Raw genomic sequence first — 22,601 nt, 5'->3', positions numbered from 1 at the left:
GGCAATAGCAAGGGTCGAGCCAGCTAACTTTGTACAGCCAGCCAGACATCCAGTCGTTCCATTACGGCGAAGATTCTCACTAGGTTTCCTGTACGAGTTAATGAAGATGATCCATACAAGCCGAAATTCGGTACCTGCTTCTGCGCGCCTCAAAGGCGGATTCACTCTGGTTGAGCTGTTGGTGATGATCGCCATCATCGGCGTCTTGGTCGGCTTGCTGCTGCCGGCGGTGCAAGCGGCACGTCGCACTCAGTGCAAGAACAACCTTAAACAGATCGTGCTCGGCATGTCGATGTTTGAGCACACGTTCAAGCACTATCCGTATTCGCGAACCGGGGCGCTTTGGCGGATCTTGGCGTTCGTGGAGCAGCCCGACCTTGCCGATACTTTTCATGCGGCAAAGCATCCGAACTTCGACGATCCCTCGGCCTCCGAATACAAATGGGGCTACAACGGAACGCTGTCGACGGACTGGAGCAACAAAGACCTGTTGATTGAAGCGGCCGCTGCGGAATTGGGTGTCTTCCAATGTCCTAGCCGGACCGGCTCCGGTTCCATCCTTGATAGCGACGGCCTTTCCATGGGTGTCGCCGATTACACGACTCCGCGGATTCCCGCTCTTCGTCCGGAAGGGCATCCGCTGTATTACAAGGATGGTGTTGCAGGTCATGAGTGTGGTACCCACGTCGCCGACGTCCTGCCGGATGGAAGTCGCCGTCTTCACGCTTCGGGCCGAGAAAGAGAACGGCGTAACCCGTCAACTCACTAAGCATTGGGGGCGATTGAAATGCCGGGTCATCAGACGGATCTTGCAGGAGGATGCTGCGCTCTATCCGGGGATTCAACTGGGAATGCAGGCAAGTCCGTTTCGCGGAACGATTAGCGTGCGGGAGGAACTCGTGCACGCGTTTCAACACTATATCGCCAGCGGTTGTGAACTTGATTCCGCATTACACTTTGGCGACACGGCCGAAGGGAGTGGTGTTGAGACTACGGATCATCCCGAGGTGTGACCGGCGAGTCGGTCGTGCCGCTCATTGCGGGCCACGCGTCGAAGTTGCGATCGATGATTTGGTCATTGACGCGTTGAATCACCCATCGGTTTTTGGGGGCGTCGACGTCGTAAACGAGACGTGGGCCGTTTGGGATTTGGAAGGCCGAACGCAAGGTTTCTTTGTTTGCGTTGGACTTGTCGAGTGAATCGAGGACTTGTTCTGCGTTCTCTGAGCGAACGACGTGAACCACACCGAGATCCGTTTGTGAATGAACGCCCACGCAAAGATTTGCCTCGCGTTGGAAGACCTTCCACAGCCTTGATTCGGCCGACGCTTCCCATTTGGAAGGGAGATGGACCGGGCCCGCTGCGACGGCCGTGTTCCGCCACACGCCCGTGTTGTTCCACTGGCGAAAATCTTTTCCAGGACCGGAGAGGTGGACCACGCCCGGCAAATCGTTTGCACCATCGTCGAGACAAAGGGTTATCGGTCGAGCCACGATGAGAGAGCGGGGGCCACGATTGACACCGCCGGCACTTAGCAGGTAGCCCGGGCCGCCTGAATAGATCTCGGGAGAGCTGTCGGCACCGTGGCCGATTCGGATGAAATAGTCGGTTGGCTTTTCGAGGATCCACCGCGCCGTCCGATCGGGTAATCGGTACGGCGACCAACACGCCCAAATCGCGATGTGTTGGTTTCCCTTCAGTTTCAAGTTCTCGGGTCGTTCAGGCAATAAGCTGATCCAAGGTTTGATCAACCCGACATGTCGATCACCCATCAGCGACGTATCGCTCGCGTGAGCGTACTGACGTCGAAAGGGCGGAAAGCGTCGAAAACGCAAACTCCCGACGGCATAGTTCCAATTGAGTTGATCCAGCACTCGCCGTGCCGCCGACTGAACTTCCGTGGATCCGAACGCTTCTAGGTTGAGCAGCGCCGTCAGCGTGTAGCCTTCGTAGGGAATGGAGTTGAATTCGTAGAGCCCCGCCGATCGGAGCTCTTCGATGAAACCGAGCAGCCACTCTTCCAATCCGTTGGCAATGTTGTCGTATGTGGCCGAGGAATCTCCATGCAGCATCAGCCATCGGTTTTTGAGATAGCGTGAACCCTCTGTCATCAGCAGATGGTTTTCGGTGTCGGGAACCAGGCCTGCCGTACGCGGGACCATTCGCAGAGGCTCGCCACCGTCGATTGGAATGAGTTTCTTGACGAGGTGATCGCGCGTCTGAGGGTACAGCACATCAGGATCGTCGCCGAACAGATACAAGATGGGAATTAAACCAGCCAGTGTGAAGTCGTAGTCACCGTTTGGATTGCCGGGCCAGGTTGATCCTACGTTCCCCCATGGTTCTTGCGACAAGAGGTAGTCGTTGGTGGCTGCCAGGTCGACGCCTAGCATCAAGCGAGCGAGGAGTGTGCGAGGGGCTTTGATCTTTCCTTCGCTCTTCCAGTCACCGAGCGGTCGATCGGCCCAGTAGGTTAAAACTTTTCGAGTGAGTTCCGATTCGTCGTTCCAACGGATACTTCGTTCATTCGGCGTTGCGATATTTCCGGGTGGCAGAGGAACATGATGACGCCGCGAGATGCTGACGTAATCGATAACGAAGGGCAACGTAACAGCGATCGCTAAGAAAGCCGCCGTTGCAGCGATCAAGAGTTCCTTCCTTCGTTTCGATGGCATCTTCATGAACGATCGCTTGAGAGAAAACGTGGTGGCATGGTCGGTCGTAATCAGACGCGTTCGAAAGGGGACCAACGTGGTTCGGAATTAGCCGAGAACTTTGGCAAGGTCTTTCGCGAACTTTTTGTCATTGCTTTTGAGAATGCGGCAGTCGGTGCACTGATTGAACTCGGCAAAGTCGCGGAGTGTGCTCGCAAGTTGCCGAGTTAGTTGCTCTTTTTGTGAGACTGGTTTTTCGAGGACGAGGTTTTCGATTCGCAGAGTCTTTTCACGTTTGTCTGCCTTGGGATCCAATCGCCCTATGATCGTATCACCAAAAAGTATCGGCAGGCAAAAGTAACCGTGCTGCCGTTTGTGTTTCGGCACGTAGCATTCGATCTGGTAGTCGAAGTCGAATAACGCCGCGATCCGTTTTCGCTGGATAACGAAGTTGTCAAACGGAGATAGAAGATGGGTTCGTTTCGACGTGCGAGTGGAGACGCCTGTTTCGACGAGTTCAGGCGTGGAATAGTACGACGTGGGATTTTCTTGGATCTTCACCTCAACGATTTCACCGTCGTGGATCATCTGTTGAATTTGCCGAGACAGGTCGGCTTTGATTCCTTTGCGGAGATATCGGATCTCCGGTTCCGAGGCGATTCCCTGTGCCTGAATCGTTCGAGTGATCAGGTGCCGAAGAAACTCTTCGTGTGATGGAATACGGGTGTCGACACTGCGGGGCAGAACTCGTTCGGTGAGATCAAACACCTTTTGAAACCCTTCGCGATGACTGATCATCAGTTCACCCTCGATGAAAAGTTGTTCGAGCGCGATCTTGGCCGGTTTGGAGCCACCCCAAAAATGAGACTTTCCCTCCCCGGTGTCTTCGAAATGCCGAGCCATCACGGGGCCTTCGGTGCGAATGTGCCGAATCATTCGTTGCATGAGTTTTTTGTCGGGCGTGTGCCAGTGTTTTTGCCCGCCGGCGATGGCGTTCATGTAAGGAAGGCTGAACCGAAAATCTCGCATCGGCAGATACGAGGCCGCGTGTGCCCAGTATTCGAAGACCTTGCGATCTTTTTGTAACGCGTCGAGGTGTTCTTTCCGAAAGTCCAGCACCCGAGTCCAGAGGGTGTGATGATGGGCTCGTTGGACAACCGAGATCGTGTCGATCTGGATGTAGCCTAGCTGTTCGATACATTTCAACGCTCCCACAGTGCCGCGGCCGAGCGGGCTTTTTTTGTGGAGGCCCTGGCATCGGAGGACCAGTCGCCTGGCTTGTGGAATGGAGAGTTCAAACGATTGCACGAGGATGACACAGTGGAGGACGTGGACGGGTTGAGATCGACGAGCAAGCTAATTTAGCTGAGCGATGTCCCGGTGGCTGCCACGGTGGCTGCCACCGGGGAAACATGCAGAGGGCGGACGAGTTACAATGACCGTCATTACTGTTCACACCATCGGAGAAAAAATGGACTCTCAAACGCGTGTCGTTTTGTTGAGCTTGTTGATCGCTGTCCTGCACGCAGCGGGGAACCACGTTCACGCTGCCGACGTGCCGATGCAAAAGCCTAACATTGTATTTGTCTTGGTCGACGATCTTGGTTACGCCGATGTCGGGTTCAACGGATCGACGTTCTATGAAACGCCCAATATTGATCGGTTGGCCAAGGACGGGGTGGTTTTCGAATACGCATACATGTATCCGACGTGTTCTCCGTCTCGGGCGGCACTCGCAACGGGGAAACAGTCATTTCGTACGGGTGTGTACACGGTTCCTGTGCTCGAAAAAGGATCGGACCGAGAGAACCTCTTTTCTCGCTGGACTGTCGGCGAGGAGCACACGATGTACAGCGAGCCACTCGCTGACGCCGGTTACCGATCGATCCACATTGGCAAATGGCATCTCGTTGGACCCTATCCCCGGGCTGAACTGGCAGCGAGTTTTCCATTGCAAAAGAAGCTGGGGCAGCCCAGTCCCTCTGATTTCAGTTGGGTCGAGTATCACAAGTCCGAGGCGTGTCGAAAGTACTATCCCGAAGGCCGTGGTTACTTGAAGAACGTCGCGGGCACCTATCGAGGCGATCCGGCACTCGAGGTGGGCGGATACGACAGCGAAACCGGAGGGTATTTCGCACCGTTCAGCAATCCGTTCTTGGAACAGAAACCGGACGACGAATGGTTGACCGATCGACTCACCGACGAAGCGATCGAGTTCATGGACGTTCACAAGGAAGGTCCGTTTTTCATCAACCTGCACTACTACACCGTTCACCGGCCATTGCGAGCCCGTAGCAAGAGTTTGCTCGAAAAGTATCTGAACAAATCTGGCGATCCTGTCACCGGACAGGGAACGAACACGGGAAAACAGAAGGTTCTAGAGGCCGAGTACGCAACGATGATCGAGTCGCTCGACGACAACATCGGTCGCATCGAACAGTTTCTCGTCGAGAACGGACTTCGCGAAAATACGTTGATCATCTTCACGTCCGACAACGGTCAGAACGGGCGCAGCAATGATCTCCTGCGTGAATCCAAAGGGCATATTTACGAAGGTGGAATCCGCGTGCCCACGTTCATTAATTGGCCCGGGAAGATCAATCCACGGCGAACGGAAGTGCCAATCATGGGTTTGGATTTCTTTCCGACGTTCATGGATTTGGCGGGAATCGAATATGACGGAGTACTCGACGGTCAATCGATCACGCCGCTCTTCCAAGCTGACGACGCGGCGTTGAAAAAACGGCCGTTGTTCTGGCATTTGGCGAGTCAGTACAAACACGGGACTTGCTCGGTCATCCGCAAAGGTTCGTACAAGCTGATTCAGTTTTTAGCCACCGGGAAGCTGGAACTTTATGATCTCGGCCGGGATCCGAAGGAAGAACACAACTTAGCCGCGACCCAACCCGAGACGGCCGAGCGGTTACTCGCCGAATTGGTTCACTGGCGAATCGCCAACGAGGTTCCGCTGCCACCGAATGCCGTGGTCGAAAACTAGTTCACGAGTCGTTCGATAGAATCGTCAGAGCAAACGGCGACGCGTTTCGCTCGGCGTGAGTCGTTGGCGTTTCTCTTTAACTTTGCCGCTCGTTGACGTGATTACGGTTTGCTGTCGTTGGGTTGCAACGGAATGTGAACGTTGTAGGAGTGTTCACGCTGGTTGTCGTCGTCGGCGGCGCAAAACAGTACTTTGGGAATTCCGTCCTCGAACCAGAGTTGCGGCCGTTCGAGATGACGAAGGTTTTGAAGCCCCTTATGTTCCCATGTCACGTCGAGCGTTGAAACAAGCGGATGCTTCGCCAGTTTCCAATCGAATCCGTCGAGCGACTCGAACAGAACGAGTGACTGTCCCGCGTCGGTGAAGGCGCCGTGGTTGTCCTTGAGAATCGCCCATAGTTTGTGACCTTGGCTCCAAATGTAGGGGTCTTCTCCCGGGAATCGATCGCCTTCGCGGACGAAGATGGGTGCGTCGTGTTTGACGAAATGACCCGTCGGAGATTCAGATGTCGCGACCATATGAACCACTGGTCCATAGCCCGGAGGTGAGTGCTTTTTGCCGACGGCTTTGTAGACCAAGACAAATGTACCATCGGACCGGCGACAGATTGACGGGTTGCTGGTCACGGCGGCATCGGGGGCATCAGGATCGTCGCTGACGTCGATGAGTGGTTTGTCGAAACGCTTCCACGGGCCGCTGGGCGAATCGGCAACGGCGACACCAATGCGTTGGTTGTTGCGATGAATCCAATTGAGTGATTGCATCACTTTCCCATCGCCGGTGTTTCCCATGTAGTAAAGGTAATGCTTACCATTGAATGAATGAACGGTGGGGTTGTGAGTGCACAATCCGTCCCAGAAATGTTCGCCGCGATTGGGGAGTGCCACATCGACATGCCGGTAAGGACCGAGCGGGTTATCGGCGACCGCGTGAGCGATTTCAGAGTGGGTGACCCAAGCATTGTGCCCCATGTGACGAGGCCAACGACTGTAGAGCAGATGGCTGACACCGTTGCCGTCTTGGATCATGCTGGCGCCCCAAATGTAGAAGTCGTTATCGATGAACTTCGCGTGCTCGGGGGCTGGTTGGCGCATCGAATGGATGTCCAGGTTTAATGAGTCATCATTGGCCGTGTCTTCGTTTTCCACGGTTGGTGAGGATGCCGGTGACAGCTGCTGATTTTGTTGGCCGAGTGTCGTTTTTTGGCAAATGATTGCCGTGGAGAGAGCGAAGAAAAAAGAGAGGCCGCGTTGCATGAATTGGATCTCGGTGGGGCGTTCGAAGGTGAATTTATTTCGACTTTTGATAGTAACGAACCCAATCCACTTTCATGCTGGAACCGTCCAAATCGTCTGTGAGCGGGCCTGCCCAGCGGATGATCGCTAGACTCAACCAAATGGGCGTTTCGCTAAAACAGAACGTGTTCTGCTCTCGCCGAATCTCTTTTCCGTCGTGGTAGAAAACGAGTTTGTTCTCGTCCCACTGCAAACCGTAGGTGTGATAGTCCGCACCAAAGTTCGCGATGTCTTTGGAATCCATTGTCGAAACTTTTTGCCATTGCTCGTCGATGTAGGCCTGAATCGTGTAGTTGTTCAGTTGCCCTAAACCGGTCCACTTGCCTTTGTCTGGCCAACCATTGATGAACTGGATGCATCCAATCGTGATGGGGGATGGCCATTCGAATTGCAGCCATTTTTCTCCGTCGGCGGGTGAAATCCAGCTCGTCGTGATCTTGCCATCGGCGGCGTGTGTTGGTTTTGTCTGGTTGTTGTAGACCCCATTCGCGGTGATCTGAACGTCGGGAGATCGGGCGTAGTTAACGAGACCAGGGATGTCTTGATCAGCTGTTGTTGAAAACGCGTCAGGATAATCGCTTCCGTTTGCGGGGAAAATTCGGAACTCGCGGATGTGAAAGTGCGGGGCGCTCGTCGAGGTCAATCGGAGTTTGTTGGTGGTTACTGGGATTTCGAATGGGATTGTGTAATCGGGACGGTTGCCGAAGGCGATTCCCAGATGGTTGCTGGGGTGAGTCTTTTTGCCATCGGCGTTCGTCACGACATCCGACCAGTTGTGAATGTTCGTGTTCACTTCGTTGGGATAGTGACCTTCGTTGATGTCGATTTCGAACCGTTTGCCCTCGGTGGGTTCAGGGCCTTTGGTCATCAACCAAAATGAGTTGTTGGTGCCGGTCGCCTCGGCATATCGATAACGGCATTCGAAGAAGCCGTATTTGAATTTCATTTTTGTCCAAATATTGCCTGAGGTCCATTCTTGACCGCCGCGATTTTCTTTTCGGTTGATCAGTTGCAAGATGCCGTTGGATACCACGACGTTTTCTCGCCAGCGGCTACAGAGGATGTGGCCACTCGGTCCGTTTTGGGCGATCCAGTTTGTATCCAGTTGATCGTCTGGATAGTCAAAATCGTCTTGCCAAACGAGTTTCCATTTCGAGAGATCGGTTGCGGATTGATTCGCAACATCGGGCTGCTGGGCAGTGGAGTTTCGCGAGCAGATGCACACGAGGAGCGATAGCAAGAGTGAGGGTATGACTTTCATGATCTGAACCGAGCGGATTAGCGTTCGGCGGCGTTGAAGGTGGGGCACCATTGGAGGTGGGATGCAGGTGGGGTGGTGCGGTACCGTCATCAAGAGTTCTTAAAGCCGAGCCTTGATGACGTTTTGAAAGAGGTGCGTGGGTACTAGGCTAACCACGTTGCAACCAAGACCCAAGTTTGCAATTGCGGCATAATTCTTTAGATATGCGACATCCCCGGGCGGGACGGGCTTTCCGAGCAAGTGGGTGACGATAGACCGCATCAATTTGGCGGAATCTCGACCGCTGGATCGGGGCGTTTGGTGGTCGGGGCTGTTGCGGCTCTTGCTCAGCGTGCCTGCGTTAGTGCGTCTGCGTTAGCGAGCGCGTGTCATCGAGCGGTATCGCAGGGGCGTCATGTTCATTTCCTTTTTGAACGCGGTCGCCATGTATTCTGGGGTACCGAAACCGGTCGCGAGGGATATCCGCGACATCGGCATGTCTGTTGTAGCTAAGAGTTCTTTGACGCGCGCGATTCGGAGTCGATGGATTTCCGCTAACGGTGATCGGCCGACCCATTCCCTGAATTTGCGTTCCAGGCTGCGGCGGGTCAACGGAACCGAATCGGCGACTTCTTTCACGGTCAGCGGCGAAAACGCGTGTTCTCGCATGTAGCGAACCGCTCGCAGCAGTTCGTCGTCTTCGATCGCCAGGACATCTGTCGAACCGCGTGTCACCACTTCGATGGGAGGAATCAGCTCGTCGTCGTCTTCGTCGCGAACGTTCTTCATCATCCGATCGAGTCGTTGTGCGGCGTGAAAGCCGATCTGCAGGGCGGGATTCAGAATCGCGGACATCGGCGGAACGGTCGTCGCCGAAATGACATCGTCATTATCGCCCGCCAACACGGCCACTTCGTCGGGAACGATGATGCTGTCGAGGCGGCAAATGTCGAGAAGTTGGCATGACGCCGCTGTTCCCCAGCAAAAAATCGCAACCGGCTTTTCCAGGTTGGCCAACCATCGGCTGAGCCGGCGACGCTGGACTTGCCAACGTTCGCTCGACATCGATTCGTAAGCGTAATTGAATCGCTGCAGCTGGCCGCCGTCGGCCACAATCCGTTGTTCGAACGCGTCGGCGTGGCTTTTGACATAAGACACCTTAAGCGGTCCGACGTAGGCAAATCGTTGGAATCCACGTGAGCGAAAATGTTCTGCGGCGAGGGAGGCGACCGCATTGTAATCGGTCATGACGCGTCGAAAGTGATAGCCCGAGAGGTTGATCCCTGAGATGTTGATGATCGCGGCGGAACGCTCGCTCAAGTCTTTTGCGAGCGTTGTATTTGCGATCCGCGCGATGATGCCGTCACCATCCCAGTCGCGTGGGAGTTGCATGCGATCATCGCGTCCGCGCGGTTCCACTTGCAGGTGCCATGGCCCATTCTGTTGAGCGTAACTGGTCACACCGCGAATGATCTGACGTCCCCACTGAGTCGACGTGTCCACTAGGACCGCGACTCGCGGCAGCTGCGTTCTGCGTTGGTTGGATTTCTTTTTTGCCACGTGCACCTTTCGGATAAAACATCATTTCCCCACAGATCGGATCATAGAGTAGCCCGACGCAATTCAAAAGAAAGTAAACGCAAATCGAACTTTCGGTTTCCGCGTCTACGGGTCAGACTCTGGGGCGTTAGGATGCGAACGTATCCTGATTTTGATTGAAACGGTTCGCCCGCCAGCGTGTGAACGCCGTGATCGAGCGATTGATCGCGTTGGTGTGTTTCGGTCCGTCCTCAGTTCTTTTGTTCGTTGCGCGTTGGTTCGGAAACACTATGCAAACCGTTGATTATGCCGTTTTGATCGCGTATCTGGCCGGGGTTTTCGGCGTCGGGATGCTGTTCGCTCTCAAGAACAAGAGCAGCGCGGATATGTTTGCCGCCGGAGGTCAATCACCATGGTGGACCAGTGGTTTGAGCGCGTTCATGACCATGTTTTCCGCAAATACATTTGTCGTATGGGGTGGCATCGCGTATCGACAGGGGATGGTCGCGGTGACGATTAACTTGATGTACGGGGTATCGGCATTGCTAGTCGGTTACTTCATTGCCGGGCGGTGGAAAGAGATCGGGGTTCAGACCCCGGCAGAGTACGTGCAACTGCGATTCGGCAACGGTGCGCTGCACTTTTATACGTGGTTCATGACCGTTTTTAGGATGGTGACGACCGCCGGCGCGCTTTACGCGCTGGGGCGAATCTTGGTGAATTTGATGCCGCTTGCCGATGGGAATCCCTTGCAAGATCCGGCCACCGGAAATTTGTCGTTGTATTGGGGCATCATCATTTTCAGCAGCATCGTCGTGGTCTATACGATGATCGGCGGGCTTTGGGCGGTGCTCATGACGGACGTCCTTCAGTTCATCATTTTGAATTTGGCGGTGTTGTTTGTCATTCCGTTGGCGATTGCCAAAGTCGGCGGTTTTTCACGGTTTTTCGAGCAAGCATCGGTACTGCCATCGCTGCAGGTGAAGGGAAGCGAGGTGCTTAGTGACGGAACGATGACGAGCCTGATATCCGGAGACTACACGCTGCTGTTCTTGGCAGGCTGGTGTGCGATTCACTTTTTCATGATTGGTGCGGAGTGGGCGTTTGTGCAACGTTTTATTTGTGTTCCCAATGCCGCAGCGGCTCGCAAGAGCACTTATTTGTTCGGTGGGTTGTATTTGTTGAGTCCGATCTTGTGGCTCTTGCCTCCGCTGATTTGGCGTGTGCATTCTCCCATTCCCGACGGTGCGTCCGAAAGTACGGTGCTGTTGCTCAGCGAGACCGCTTACATCGACGCGTGTCGCAGTGTGTTGCCCGCGGGAATGGTCGGGTTGATGATCGCGGCGATGTTCTCGGCGACCGCCAGCATGGTGAGTTCGCAGTTGAATGTGTTTTCGGGTGTGATGACCAATGACATATTCCGCCCTCTGATGAAACGAGGCCTCAATGTCCCTTCACTGGTGCGCGTCGGTCGGATCATCACACTGGCGTTGGGGGCACTGTTGATTGCGATCGCGTTGTCGTACGAATCGCTAGGTGGAGCGGAAAAGGTCATCATCAGCGTGACGGAGATGGTCGTTGTGGGACTGCTCGCACCCACGTTGTGGTCATTGCTGAGCCGAACGATCACTTCTTCGGCTGTATGGATCACGGCGAGCGTGTCGTTGCTGGTCGGGATCGTGGTCCGTTTTGGTTTGAACGCCGATGGTTTTTTGGGCGACTACGAAACACTTGCGCCGTTGGCTGATTGGGTGCAAGGCAACTCCAGCGTGGTGAAAACACTTACCGGAGTGGTGCTGCCGATTTTGATCTTGAGTGTATTGCAGCTATGCAGCAAAGGTGAGTCAGAAGGACATCGTGCGATCGAGCGACTTACTTCGGCGACGAAAGCAAGCGGCCAAAGCGAAGAGACCGCTGCGAGTTTGCTCCCGGCAATCGTGGTCGGGTGGTCGATCGCGGTTTGCGGCGGGTTGATGTTCCTATTGATGTTCGTACCTGACAACGTCGATGACCGGGGAATCTTGTCGTTATTTGGCGGAATGCTCGTCGCGTTAGCCACTCTGATCCTGGTCATTGCTCATCGCAAATCAGCGAGTCCGCGATCCTAAGTCCACTCTTTCGGCTGCGAGTCAGTGGACGTCGATACACGAATGCGGATAACACGTAACCGGATGCGACATAGCAAGTGAGGATTGGGGTGGCTGGTTCCTGCCAGGGTGATCGATGTTGACAAGACGATGGCTAACGCACTTGAGTCGTTTGGAAAACAGGTTGTCGCATTTGCGAAGTATTTAGACGCATATAGTGGTTTGTGGGCTGCGGCCAGATGCCTACCCTTAGGAGGTTCTCAGGGCGGCGGAGATCGATTTTCCCGTCTGCATGGTGCTGAGGCGATTGGATGTCATTTTGTTCGTTCTCTCTCGTTGCTAAGGAAACACGTTATGCGTTTTCGTTTGAATTCAAACCGCGGTTTTACGCTGGTGGAGCTATTGGTGGTTATCGCGATCATTGGTGTGCTCGTTGGACTTTTATTGCCAGCGGTTCAGGCCGCACGTGAAGCTGCCCGTCGCATGAGTTGCAGTAACAACTTCAAGCAAATCGGTTTAGCAATCCACAATTACCACTCCGCCTACAATCAACTTCCTAAGCACCGAACGGGAACGTGGCGTGACGGCACGGCGTGGTACAACGTTACACGAACGGATCAAAACGCTAGCTCGTTGAGCATGTTGGTAGGGATTATCCCGTTTGTCGAAGGGCAAGCACTTTGGGAGCAGATCAGTAACCCGAATGCACTCAACACCGACGGAACGCCTGGCACATGGACCGCGATGGGGCCGACGCCTGAGAACACGAACTATGGACCGTGGAACGTCAACATTCCCACGCTACGTTGCCCGAGTGACCCAGGTGTTGGTCTGCCGGGAATGGGGCGAACCAACTACGCCGCGTGTGTGGGCGACAGTTCTTACGCGATGACGGCAGGTTCCCAGAACTGGAACTCGAACAGCGTTGATCAAGACCATGCCGTTCGTGCGCGAGCAGAGTGCCGTGGAGCGTTTGTGTCGTTCCAAAAGATGGCATTTCGTGACATCCTCGATGGGCTTGCCAACACGATTGTCATGGGCGAAATCACGACGGACCTCGGTGATCGTGACACAAGGACGATGCCGAAAGATCTCGGAGGCGATATTACGGGAACGCTTGGTGCAACGCCTAAGTCACTTTGCGAAGCCAACACGGATCCGGGGCGTCCGCAGTTTTGGGCGGCATCAGGCGTGACCACCTTTGGTTCGAGTCAGGGGCGTGGTTATCGTTGGGCCGACTCGGATCCGGTCTACACGATGATGAATACCATCCTGCCTCCGAACTCGGCGTCCTGTGCCGTTGATACCTATCGCTATACCGGTGCCGGTGCGACGCACGAGGATGGTGGATCCAATGACGAAGGATGGGGCATCTACGGGCCGAGCAGTCGTCACCAAGGTGGTTGCCATGTATTGATGGGTGACGGTGCGGTGAAGTTCATCACGGACTCGATCGAATCCGGAAATGGCGACAGCCAAATGGTGAGTTACCTCGATGGGGTCGCGGGACCGCCATCGTCCGTCGCCGGTTCGATGAGCCCGTACGGTTTGTGGGGCTCGCTCGGGACTCGCGCCAACAAGGAAGTGATTCAAGAGGAGTTGTAACCGCTCCACGGAAAATGGATGTTCGTACAAGTTGGGCTTAGGCTTCCCGAGCGGGAGTCTTGGCCCTCCTTTTTTGAAGTCACTTGGTTTTTGCGACGCCTGTTCAAAAAGCCGTCGGGAAATTACCGCGGCAGGTGACCCGCGGGGCCGCAAAAGTAGTATAGTATGGCTTGGACGGCCGGCGCGAGGGCCGAGATCACCCGGGGGCGAGAATGGGCTACTGGTTCTCCACGGGAGATGGTCCTTAAGTCATTACCAGCCAATCGATTGCTTGCCGAACCAAGTCATGAAAACGTTTGAGCCTCAATCACATCGCGAACTTGCTCTAACGCATCTTGCAACCGATTTGGTTGTCGTCGGTGGCGGAATGGCGGGAACCTGCGCTGCGATTACGGCAGCCCGCGCAGGAATTCGCGTCGTATTGATTCAGGATCGACCTGTGTTGGGCGGCAACGCTTCCAGTGAAGTTCGGTTGTGGATCCTCGGTGCGACTTCGCATATGGGCAATAACAACCGGTGGGCCCGTGAAGGCGGTGTGATCGATGAAATTCTAGTTGAGAACACGTACCGCAACCCGGAAGGCAATCCGTTGGTCCTCGATACGATCTTGCTAGAAAAGGTAGCCGAAGAGTCGAACATCACCTTGTTGCTCAACACGGCGGCGTTTGAGGTGACCAAGCGGGATCCCAATACCATCGAATCGGTGCGAGCGTTCTGTAGTCAGAACGGCACGATGTATCAAGTTGAGGCGCCGTTGTTTTGTGACGCCTCTGGTGACGGAATCATCGGGTTCATGTCTGGGGCCGCATTCCGGATCGGAGCGGAATCGAAAGACGAGTTCGGTGAAGGTGTTGCTCCTGATCACGCGAACCAGGAATTACTCGGTCATTCGTTGTACTTCTACACGAAGGATCTCGGTAAGCCGGTTCAATTCGTACCGCCGAGTTTCGCGTTCAAAGACATTACGCAAATTCCACGTTGGCGTAGCTTCAATGCCAGCGAGCACGGGTGCCAACTTTGGTGGATCGAACATGGAGGTCGATTAGACACCGTGCATGACACCGAGCGGATCAAGTGGGAGTTGTGGGAGGTTATCTATGGTGTTTGGGACCATGTCAAAAATTCGGGGCAGTTTCCCGAAGCAGCAAATTTAACGCTTGAATGGGTCGGTCAAATTCCCGGTAAACGCGAAAGCCGCCGGTTTGAAGGCGACGTGATGATGGTTCAGCAAGACATCGTCGAGCAACGTCGACATCATGACGCGGTTAGTTTTGGAGGTTGGGCAATCGATCTGCATCCCGTCGACGGAGTTTTTTCGAGCGAATCCGGTTGCACTCAGTGGCACAGTAAGGGCGTCTACCAAATCCCATATCGGAGCATGTATAGCCGCAATATTAGGAACCTTTTCTTGGCCGGCCGAATCATCAGTTCCAGCCATGTGGCGTTCGGCTCGACACGAGTCATGGCCACCTGTGCCCACAACGCGCAGGCGGTTGGCATGGCGGCGGCGATTTGCCGACGCAACGATTGGTTGCCTAGAGACCTGACCGAAGCCGATCGCATGAACGGTTTGCAACGCGAGTTGCTTCGTTCGGGGCAGCACATTCCGATGATCGATTATCACGACAACAGCGATCTCGCAGGATCTGCGGTGGTCCGTTCGAGCAGCGAATTCTCGCTGAGTCAATTCCTGCCTGGAAATGAATCGGTCGTTCTCGATGAAGCACGCGCGATGTTGCTGCCGGTGTGCGAGGGAGCCCTTCCCAAGATAACGATGTGGGCTCATTCAGAGTGCGATACATCGATCACGGTCCAACTGCGAACGTGCAGTCGCGAGGAAAGCTTCACGCCCGACGAAGTCCTATCAGAAATGCAAGTGCCAGTGAAAGCGGGCAAGCATGTTCGTGATGAGCGAACCCGTTCGGCTGAAATTGGCGGAACTCTCGTTGCAACGCGGACGAGCGTGGAGATTGATGGTGCCGAGTTCGAGCGAGTCGAAATGAAATTTCCCGACGTGATCGAGGTGCCCAGGTATGTCATGCTATGCGTGCTTGCGAACCCCGACGTGAATTTGGCTCTGAGTGACGAGCGGGTGTCAGGCGTGTTAGAGCTGAGTCAACGCGGAAACCGTGCGGTTAGCAAAGGATCCGCGCAAGACCCACCGCCGGACCTGGGGATTGATGCTTTCGAATTCTGGTTGCCCCAGCGTCGACCTGGTGGGAAAAATTGGGCGTTGCAATTCGATCCGCCATTGCAGGGTTTTGAACCCGAGAATGTGTTGGAGGGCCCGGAACGGCCGACCACGTCGGTCAACGCGTGGGTTGCAGATCGAAACGACGCTTCGCCTTGGATCCAGTTGTCTTGGAATCAACCGTGCACCGTCGCTAGGATCATCGTGGCACTCGATACGGATTTTGATCAACCGATGGAGTCCGTGTTAATGGGGCATCCAGAGAACGTGATGCCGTCATGCATTTCGACAATCCGCATCCGTGATGAACAGGGAAATGTGATTGCCCAACGGCTCGACAATCATCAAACGCGATGTGTGTTCGATATCAACCCAATCCAAACGTCTCGGTTGCAAATCGAGATCGAATGTGCAAGCGAAACCTACCCGGCGAGCATTTTTCGTGTGCGAGTATTTGATGCTGCCAATTGACTTCCTTTGCTGTGTGATCAACAAACGTAGCGTGGTCACGTTTCATGATGCCGCACGCCGGCGTCTCTATACAGTAGCCGGGGTCCTGCCCTGTGAATCAAGCGATGAATGCTTGTGATTCCTGCTACTGTGAAAGGCTACTTCATCACTTGAAATGCTCTGGTTCATGACCGTTTCGAAAGAGAAAAGTCTATACGGTTATTGCTTGGTTCAAGCAGTTCAGATTGTTCTGTCATTTCGTCGCGGAGGACTGTTTGTGCATGCGTCCTGCGATGCCGCGGTGATTACGATCAAGTACAATTGGCGGCCCTTCATTCTTGAAGGCATGCGAGTGTGTTATCAAGTTCCTTACGTGGCAATTGGTAAGTCTCGATAAACCGTCTATGGATAGTCGCTCGGATAATCGCAAACAAACGTAAGCAAAGGCACTGACTGAAATGATGAATATCGCAAGGCGTGTTTGTGAACTCTTCCTCTGTTTGGCATTGCCCGTTGTTCCGGCGATCGCTCAAGGTGTCTCGGTTGATCAAGACGATGCCGCTTGGCATGAACTTAAGTCACAGGTTCAAGAACGTGCTGACGCTCTCGATGCTCTGATCCAAAACGCGGAGCGATTGGGAGTTTGCACGGACTACGCGTTGGTGTCCAAGCATGTCATCACGACTTATCTGATTGCGGCACAGCACGACAAGGACCATGTCGAAGACGTTCGCAGAATCTTCAAGAAGGTTTGGTGGTTCAACAAAACGGATCCAAAAGAAGCCGATAATCTGCCCTGGAACGAACTGCGGTCGTGTCTCGATGTGGCTGACAACGCCATCGCCGAACTGACGCGGCAGCTCGACGGTTCGGTCACGCTATCAACGCCTCCGGATTTTTCGATTGGGAAGATGACCTTGGACGCTGGAGCGTATCGACTCAATGGCAAACCCGTGTTCCCGCATTCATTGGTGTGGTTGCCGGGTACGCCCGAGTACATGCAGGCATTCGGTCACATCGGTGGAGCCTACTATCAGTTGACTCATCTTCGAGCAGACGGAACGGTTTCTCCGTGGACGGAGAAAGGCTTGGTTGAACGAACCCAGGATGACGTCGCCAACAACGCCGCGCCCCTTGTTCACTTGATCGGGCACGCGCCTGCGAAATGGATGGTTGAGAAGCATCCTGAAGTTCAGCAAGGTGCCAGGAACTTTACGAAATACGACATTGATAATCCACTGATTCGCAATTGGATGGAGCAACTCTGCGCGGGCGTCTTGCCAAAGATCACCGCCGCGGCGGGCGATCAGCCGCAAGTGCATTTGCTCGCCAACGAGCCGCACTTTGCGACTCAAAAAGGCGGTTGGCTTGCCAAAAACGGCGTCTCCGATTTGACCATGCAGAAATTTCGTCAGTGGATTGCGGAAAAGTACTTGTCCATCGATGCGGTAAATCAATCTCACGGCACCGAGCATGTAAGTTTCGCGGATGTGAATGTCGACATGCCAATCGATCCGGCGCTTCGAGGAACTGCGATTTGGTACGACTGGTGTCGATTCAACATGGACCGAGTGAACGATTGGTTCACCTTTTTGAAGACGACGACGCAACGGCATGATCCGCATCGATCACCCGTTTCGATCAAAACGCTCGGACACACTTTGGGCAGTTCGGAGCGTGACGGCGGCATGGACATTGAATATCTCACCAAGCTGCAAGAGATCCCCGGATCGGACTTACGAGTCGTTCCGCAGGGGACAACTTTCTACGGCAAGAATGAAGACGGGCGTGATACCGAAACCGGATGGGCATCAAGATACGCGTACCTGTGGGTCGATCAATCGATGGTGTTGGACTTTACCAAATCATTGTGTCCAGATCGTCCGTTTTATGATTCTGAATGGCATGGTTTCGGTACGGTCAGTTGGCGGCACTACCACATGAATCGACCGTACGTGCGATCGGCAATGTGGCTGGCATTCACTCACGGGATGAGCATGATCAATCCTTGGCTCTGGGGTCGAGGGCTCGATGGCGGGCTCAATGACAAGGCAGATCACATCGGCGAATTGGCAACGCAACCGATTGCCGTCGATGCGTACGGACGCGTGATGAAGGAACTTAACGCCCACGCTGCCGATGTGATTGCCTCGGTTCCTTCCCAACGCGATATCGTGATTTTCTATTGCGAGGACTCCGCGATTCAAGATCCTGATTACATGCCACAGGTGACGGACATCTACGAGGCGTTGAAGTTAACGAACATGCGAATCGGTTTTGTGACTCCTTCGGGATTGGAGCAATTGAGTGAGGCGTCGCAAACTCTCGTCGTTCCACCGACGCCATTCATTGCGGACGAGACGCTCGCGAAGGTCGTCCGGTTTTGCGAGTCAGGGGCACGCAGCGTATTCGTCGAGCAAGAGAAGAGTTTTGTGAAAAACGAACTCGGATTTCAACGCGACGATGACTCCTCGATCTCTCCAACCGCCGCGATCTCGATCAAACCCGTTCTCGAGATGGTAGAAGAGTTGGAGCCGTTGTTAATGCCGTCACAGGTCGAGAGACCACTCGATTTCAAGATTACGGACGAAAACGGTACGAAGGCATATGGAGTTTTTTTAACTCAGTCCGTGGATCCTGCGACGGGAATGATCTCGGTCGCGATGAACAACGTTAGCAAAGATCCGCGAGTCGTGAAGTTGCGTCCGAACAAAGCAAAGTCGGAAGTCATGATCGATGCCATTGACCGAAACCGAGTTAGTGGCATCGTCAACCTCCAACCGTGTGAAGTTCGCTTGTTAAAGGCCACCTTGAAATAATCCCGCGTGATGCCGATGCCGGCCTGCGTTTGGATGCCGATCCACCGAAAATCGGGTTGTCAAAACCCTAACGACATTTGAGAAGATAATCGAGTGAAAACCATCTTTTTCGTGCTGTTGATCCTGTGCAGTCATTCCTGCGTTCTGCAAGGTTTGAATGCGGAAGAGGTGATCTATCTATCGGCCGCTGATACTGACATGACTCCGGTAGTTCGCAAGGCGATCGAAGTTGCCGACAGCGACGATGTAAAGATCGTGATCGAGAAAGGAACGTACTACTTTCGTCCAGGCTATGCGTTTGAAAAGGACTGCGCGATTACGAACCACGGAAACGGGAGGAAACGTATCGCGTTTCCGTTTCGTGATTTAAGCTCGATCGAAATCGAGGGTAACGGCAGCGAACTGATCTTTCACGGCCAAATGATGCCGTTTCTCTTCGAGAACTGCGGACGGGTAAGGGCGCGCGACATCACGATCGACTGGGATATCCCTTTCACCTTTTTAGGTGAAGTGGTTGCTTGTAATCCTACCGAGCAGTGGCGAGACATTCGGCCGATGACGGATGGGTTTTCATGGAAACTGCACGACGGTCAATTACATTTTCCGGATGTAGACGGATTCAGCTATCCGTATTTGGGAAGCACGCTGGCGTTCGATGCGAAAGAACGACGCGTCGCTCATGGTGCCCTCGATCTGGAAAGTCGGCCTCGGTTAGTTGAAAAACGCGCCGGTGGTGTGCTGCGTTTTTATGAAGGACTCCGGAAATATCCCGCGGTCGGAACGTTGTTGAGCTCGAAGGGAGATCGCGAGCATGACCGTTATGCACCGGCCATTCACGTAAAGTCGTCGGAGAATATCCATTTCGAAAACGTGATTATCCATCATGCGCTCGGAATGGGATTTCTGATGGAGCGATCTGATACCGCGACACTCACCGGGTGTGGTGTCCACCTTCGCAAAGGAACTAATCGCGTCATTTCATCCACCGCTGATGCGACCCATTTTTGCAATTGCCGAGGCGATATTCTTGTGGAGAACTGTCGTTTCGAAAATATGCTCGACGACGGTACGAACGTGCACGGCACCTACGTGAGCGTCGATGAAGTGATCGACACGCATACCGTTCGCGTCAAGCTGATGCATTTCGAGCAGTCAGGATTTGAATTTGCGGGTGTCGGTGATGAAATCTGGTTCGTGCATCAACCTGATCCGAGGCGAGCATCCGTAAATGAGGTTGCCTCGATTACGCCGATCAATGGTCAGTTCGTGCAATTAACGTTCGCAAAGCCGCTGCCTCGTGACCTTGTTCCTGGTGATGTTCTCGAGAACAAAACGTGGAGCCCGACTTTTACGATGCGTGGATGTACCGTTCGGAATCACAGGGCCAGGAATATTGTTCTGAAGACTCCTCTCAAAACCGTTGTTGAGAACAATGAGTTTTCGTCGATGATGTCTTCCATTTTCTTTCGTGGCGAAACGTACTTTTGGTTTGAATCGGGCGCCGTGAACGATGTGCTCATTCGCAATAATCGGTTTCAGTATTGTGCGTACAGTGCAATGGAGCATGCGGTGCTCACGATCACACCGCGGTTAGGTAAGACGTTTGACCAGGACGTTCGATATGACCGAAACATCCGGTTCGAGAACAACACGGTTGAAACATTCGACAATCGGATCGTTTGGGCAGATCGCGTCGACGGGTTGGTGATATCCGGCAATACGATTCGTCAGAGCGGTGATGCGGAGTCGCTGCATCCGACGGCGGCCGCGTTCGACTTTAGGAATTGTCGCAACGTGAGAGTTGTCAATAACACGTATGAGGGTGAACACACACCTCGTTTTGAAGTCGATGCGATCACCGAGAAAACGCTGGTCGCCGAAGACAACCAGGGATTTTGATTTCTAATTCTTTCACTCGATTTTCGTTGGTCGTTGACTGGCGAACTTTTACAACTCTTTTGCTTTCATAAGTCATGATTAGAGCTGCCTTCATTTTCTTTGTCGTGGCCATGCCACTGTTGATTGCCGTTGGGTGCGTCCCGGTGAAGGCCGGTGCCGAATCGCCGAACATTATCGTGATCTATGGCGACGACATCGGGTATGGCGACTTCGGTTGCTATGGCGGCGTCGGGGCAGACACCGCGAACATTGACGCCTTGGCAGCCGAAGGGATTCGATTCACCTCGGCATATTGCACTGCCGCGACATGCACTCCATCGCGTTACTCGTTGCTGACGGGGGAGTACGCGTTTCGCAATCAATCGGCGCTTATTTTGCCTGGGAACGCGCCATTGATTATATCGACCCAACGACCTACGGTCGCAACGTTCTTACGTGACAACGGTTACGCGACGGCGTTGGTTGGCAAGTGGCACCTGGGGCTCGGTTCGGCGGAGAGCCCATTGGATTGGAACGGCGAGATCGCACCGGGGCCGAAGGAAGTCGGGTTCGAATATTCGTTCAACATGGCTGCGACAGCGGACCGCGTGCCATCGGTCTACATTGAGAATGGACGTGTGGTGGGGCTCGATCCGTCCGACCCGATCGAAGTCAACTATGAAACGATGGTGGGTGACGAGCCCACGGGCGTTTCGCACCCGCACATGTTGAAAGTTCAGGCGGACGAACAACACTCCTGTACGATTGTTAATGGCGTTAGCCGCATCGGATACATGACGGGCGGTCACTCGGCACGTTTTAAAGATGAGGATATGGCCGACACGTATCTGAACAAGGCCATCGAGTTTGTCGCCAAGCATAAGGACGAGCCATTCTTCATGTACTACGCTCCGAACGAGAATCACGTCCCTCGCGTCATTCATCCTCGCTTTGCGGGATCATCGAGTTTGGGACCGCGGGGTGACGCGTTGGCGGTTTTTGATTGGTGCATCGGTCGGCTCGTCGACGAATTGAAGAAAGCCGGCGTTTACGAAAACACTCTGATCGTGATCTCGTCGGATAACGGCCCTGTTTTGTTCGATGGATATTGGGACGGGGCGATTGAGCGGCAAGGGGATCACAAAGCAGGCGGACCATTTCGCGGCGGCAAGTACAGTCGTTGGGAAGGTGGCACGCGGATGCCGTTGATTGTTTCGTGGCCGGGCAAAGTGACACCGCATGTTTCTGACGCGATCATTAGTCAGGTCGACATGTTTGCGTCGATCGCGGCGTTGATCGAAAAACCGATGCCCGTGGACGCCGGTTCGGACGGCCAGAACGTTTTGCCCGCATTGCTCGGTCAGTCGGACGTGGGCCGTGATTACGTTATCCAAGAAGCATTGACTCAAATCGCGGTCCGTAAGGGAGATTGGAAATACATCCCTCCAGGAAGTGTCACTGAACGTGGTGGTATTGGAGAGTGGAAGGAAACCAAGGTCGACGAACCTGGGCTCTTGTTTCATCTCTCCGAAGATCCCGCGGAACAGAACAACGTTGCCGACCAGTATCCGGCGAAGCTCGAAGAGCTTCGGCAAATCATCGTTAATGTTGCTCCCGAAAAAGCAACGGGTAACAAGAACCTCGATAAAAAACAGCTCGGTTTCTGACAGAGTCGCCATGTTGCTGGTGAACGACTTTCTCCCCGATGGACGTTCGTTGTTCCTCTGAATCGTGCTCGCCGCCTCCCTGGTGAGACGGACGAATCCGCCCGATCCAGAGATTCCCCACTCATTTGACATGCTGTTGCGACGATGGGCGTGGCTGCGATCCCGATAAGAAGCTCT

13 protein-coding genes and 1 pseudogene are annotated in these 22,601 nt (G+C 54.1%); 9 read left to right on the top strand and 5 right to left on the bottom strand.

Features of this window, described 5'->3' with window-relative positions; genetic code table 11:
* Positions 1-100: 100 nt before the first annotated feature.
* Both FHS27_RS21935 and FHS27_RS31695 read left to right on the top strand, forming a co-directional pair.
* Positions 101-658, top strand: a pseudogene (locus tag FHS27_RS21935) (DUF1559 family PulG-like putative transporter); the annotation flags it as partial.
* Complete coding sequence (locus FHS27_RS31695; RefSeq protein WP_390854224.1) at positions 654-1,013, top strand: RHO alpha subunit C-terminal catalytic domain-containing protein; 360 nt, start codon at positions 654-656, stop codon at positions 1,011-1,013. The pseudogene FHS27_RS21935 and the gene FHS27_RS31695, both read left to right, overlap by 5 nt.
* On the opposite strand, the gene FHS27_RS21925 is transcribed toward FHS27_RS31695, so the two are convergent.
* A complete protein-coding gene (locus tag FHS27_RS21925; RefSeq protein WP_246420538.1) occupies positions 991-2,682 on the bottom strand; it encodes a hypothetical protein in 1,692 nt (563 codons plus the stop codon). The genes FHS27_RS31695 and FHS27_RS21925 overlap by 23 nt on opposite strands.
* Positions 2,683-2,763: 81 nt before the next feature.
* Entirely contained in the window at positions 2,764-3,861 is a 1,098-nt protein-coding gene (locus FHS27_RS21920) for a winged helix-turn-helix domain-containing protein (protein ID WP_246420536.1), read from the bottom strand.
* Between the two features lie 229 nt (positions 3,862-4,090).
* Between FHS27_RS21920 and FHS27_RS21915 the strand changes: the two genes are divergently transcribed.
* Positions 4,091-5,653, top strand: coding sequence for a sulfatase (locus FHS27_RS21915; RefSeq protein WP_184307019.1), 1,563 nt, complete (start codon positions 4,091-4,093; stop codon positions 5,651-5,653).
* Between the two features lie 101 nt (positions 5,654-5,754).
* Here FHS27_RS21915 and FHS27_RS21910 read toward each other — a convergent pair whose 3' ends face one another.
* The 3 genes from FHS27_RS21910 to FHS27_RS21900 all read right to left on the bottom strand — a co-directional run bounded on the left by FHS27_RS21910 (position 5,755) and on the right by FHS27_RS21900 (position 9,748).
* On the bottom strand, positions 5,755-6,747 hold the full coding sequence (locus FHS27_RS21910; protein WP_246420534.1) for a glycoside hydrolase family protein: 993 nt from the start codon (positions 6,745-6,747) through the stop codon (positions 5,755-5,757).
* Between the two features lie 196 nt (positions 6,748-6,943).
* Complete coding sequence (locus tag FHS27_RS21905) at positions 6,944-8,209, bottom strand: glycoside hydrolase family 16 protein (RefSeq protein ID WP_184307015.1); 1,266 nt, start codon at positions 8,207-8,209, stop codon at positions 6,944-6,946.
* Between the two features lie 354 nt (positions 8,210-8,563).
* Positions 8,564-9,748, bottom strand: coding sequence for an AraC family transcriptional regulator (locus FHS27_RS21900; RefSeq protein ID WP_184307013.1), 1,185 nt, complete (start codon positions 9,746-9,748; stop codon positions 8,564-8,566).
* A gap of 269 nt (positions 9,749-10,017) precedes the next feature.
* On the opposite strand from FHS27_RS21900, the gene FHS27_RS21895 reads away from it, so the two are divergent.
* The 6 genes from FHS27_RS21895 (at position 10,018) to FHS27_RS21865 (ending at position 22,424) form a co-directional block, all read left to right on the top strand.
* Positions 10,018-11,835, top strand: a complete 1,818-nt coding sequence (locus tag FHS27_RS21895; protein WP_184307011.1) for a sodium:solute symporter family transporter — start codon at positions 10,018-10,020, stop codon at positions 11,833-11,835.
* Between the two features lie 333 nt (positions 11,836-12,168).
* A complete protein-coding gene (locus FHS27_RS21890; RefSeq protein ID WP_184307009.1) occupies positions 12,169-13,419 on the top strand; it encodes a DUF1559 domain-containing protein in 1,251 nt (416 codons plus the stop codon).
* Between the two features lie 286 nt (positions 13,420-13,705).
* Positions 13,706-16,081 (top strand): FAD-dependent oxidoreductase, encoded by a 2,376-nt coding sequence (locus FHS27_RS21885; protein ID WP_184307007.1) that lies wholly within the window; start codon positions 13,706-13,708, stop codon positions 16,079-16,081.
* A gap of 437 nt (positions 16,082-16,518) precedes the next feature.
* Entirely contained in the window at positions 16,519-18,879 is a 2,361-nt protein-coding gene (locus FHS27_RS21875) for a beta-galactosidase (RefSeq protein ID WP_246420532.1), read from the top strand.
* 93 nt (positions 18,880-18,972) lie between these two features.
* Positions 18,973-20,778, top strand: a complete 1,806-nt coding sequence (locus tag FHS27_RS21870; RefSeq protein ID WP_184307003.1) for a right-handed parallel beta-helix repeat-containing protein — start codon at positions 18,973-18,975, stop codon at positions 20,776-20,778.
* Between the two features lie 74 nt (positions 20,779-20,852).
* Positions 20,853-22,424, top strand: a complete 1,572-nt coding sequence (locus FHS27_RS21865) for a sulfatase family protein (protein ID WP_246420522.1) — start codon at positions 20,853-20,855, stop codon at positions 22,422-22,424.
* Positions 22,425-22,601 lie beyond the last annotated feature (177 nt).

This window comes from Aporhodopirellula rubra (genome assembly GCF_014192335.1).
GTDB classification, from domain to species: Bacteria; Planctomycetota; Planctomycetia; order Pirellulales; family Pirellulaceae; genus Rhodopirellula; species Rhodopirellula rubra.
Note: the sequence above shows the minus strand (reverse complement) of the source record. Positions and strands in the feature narration are given on the sequence as shown.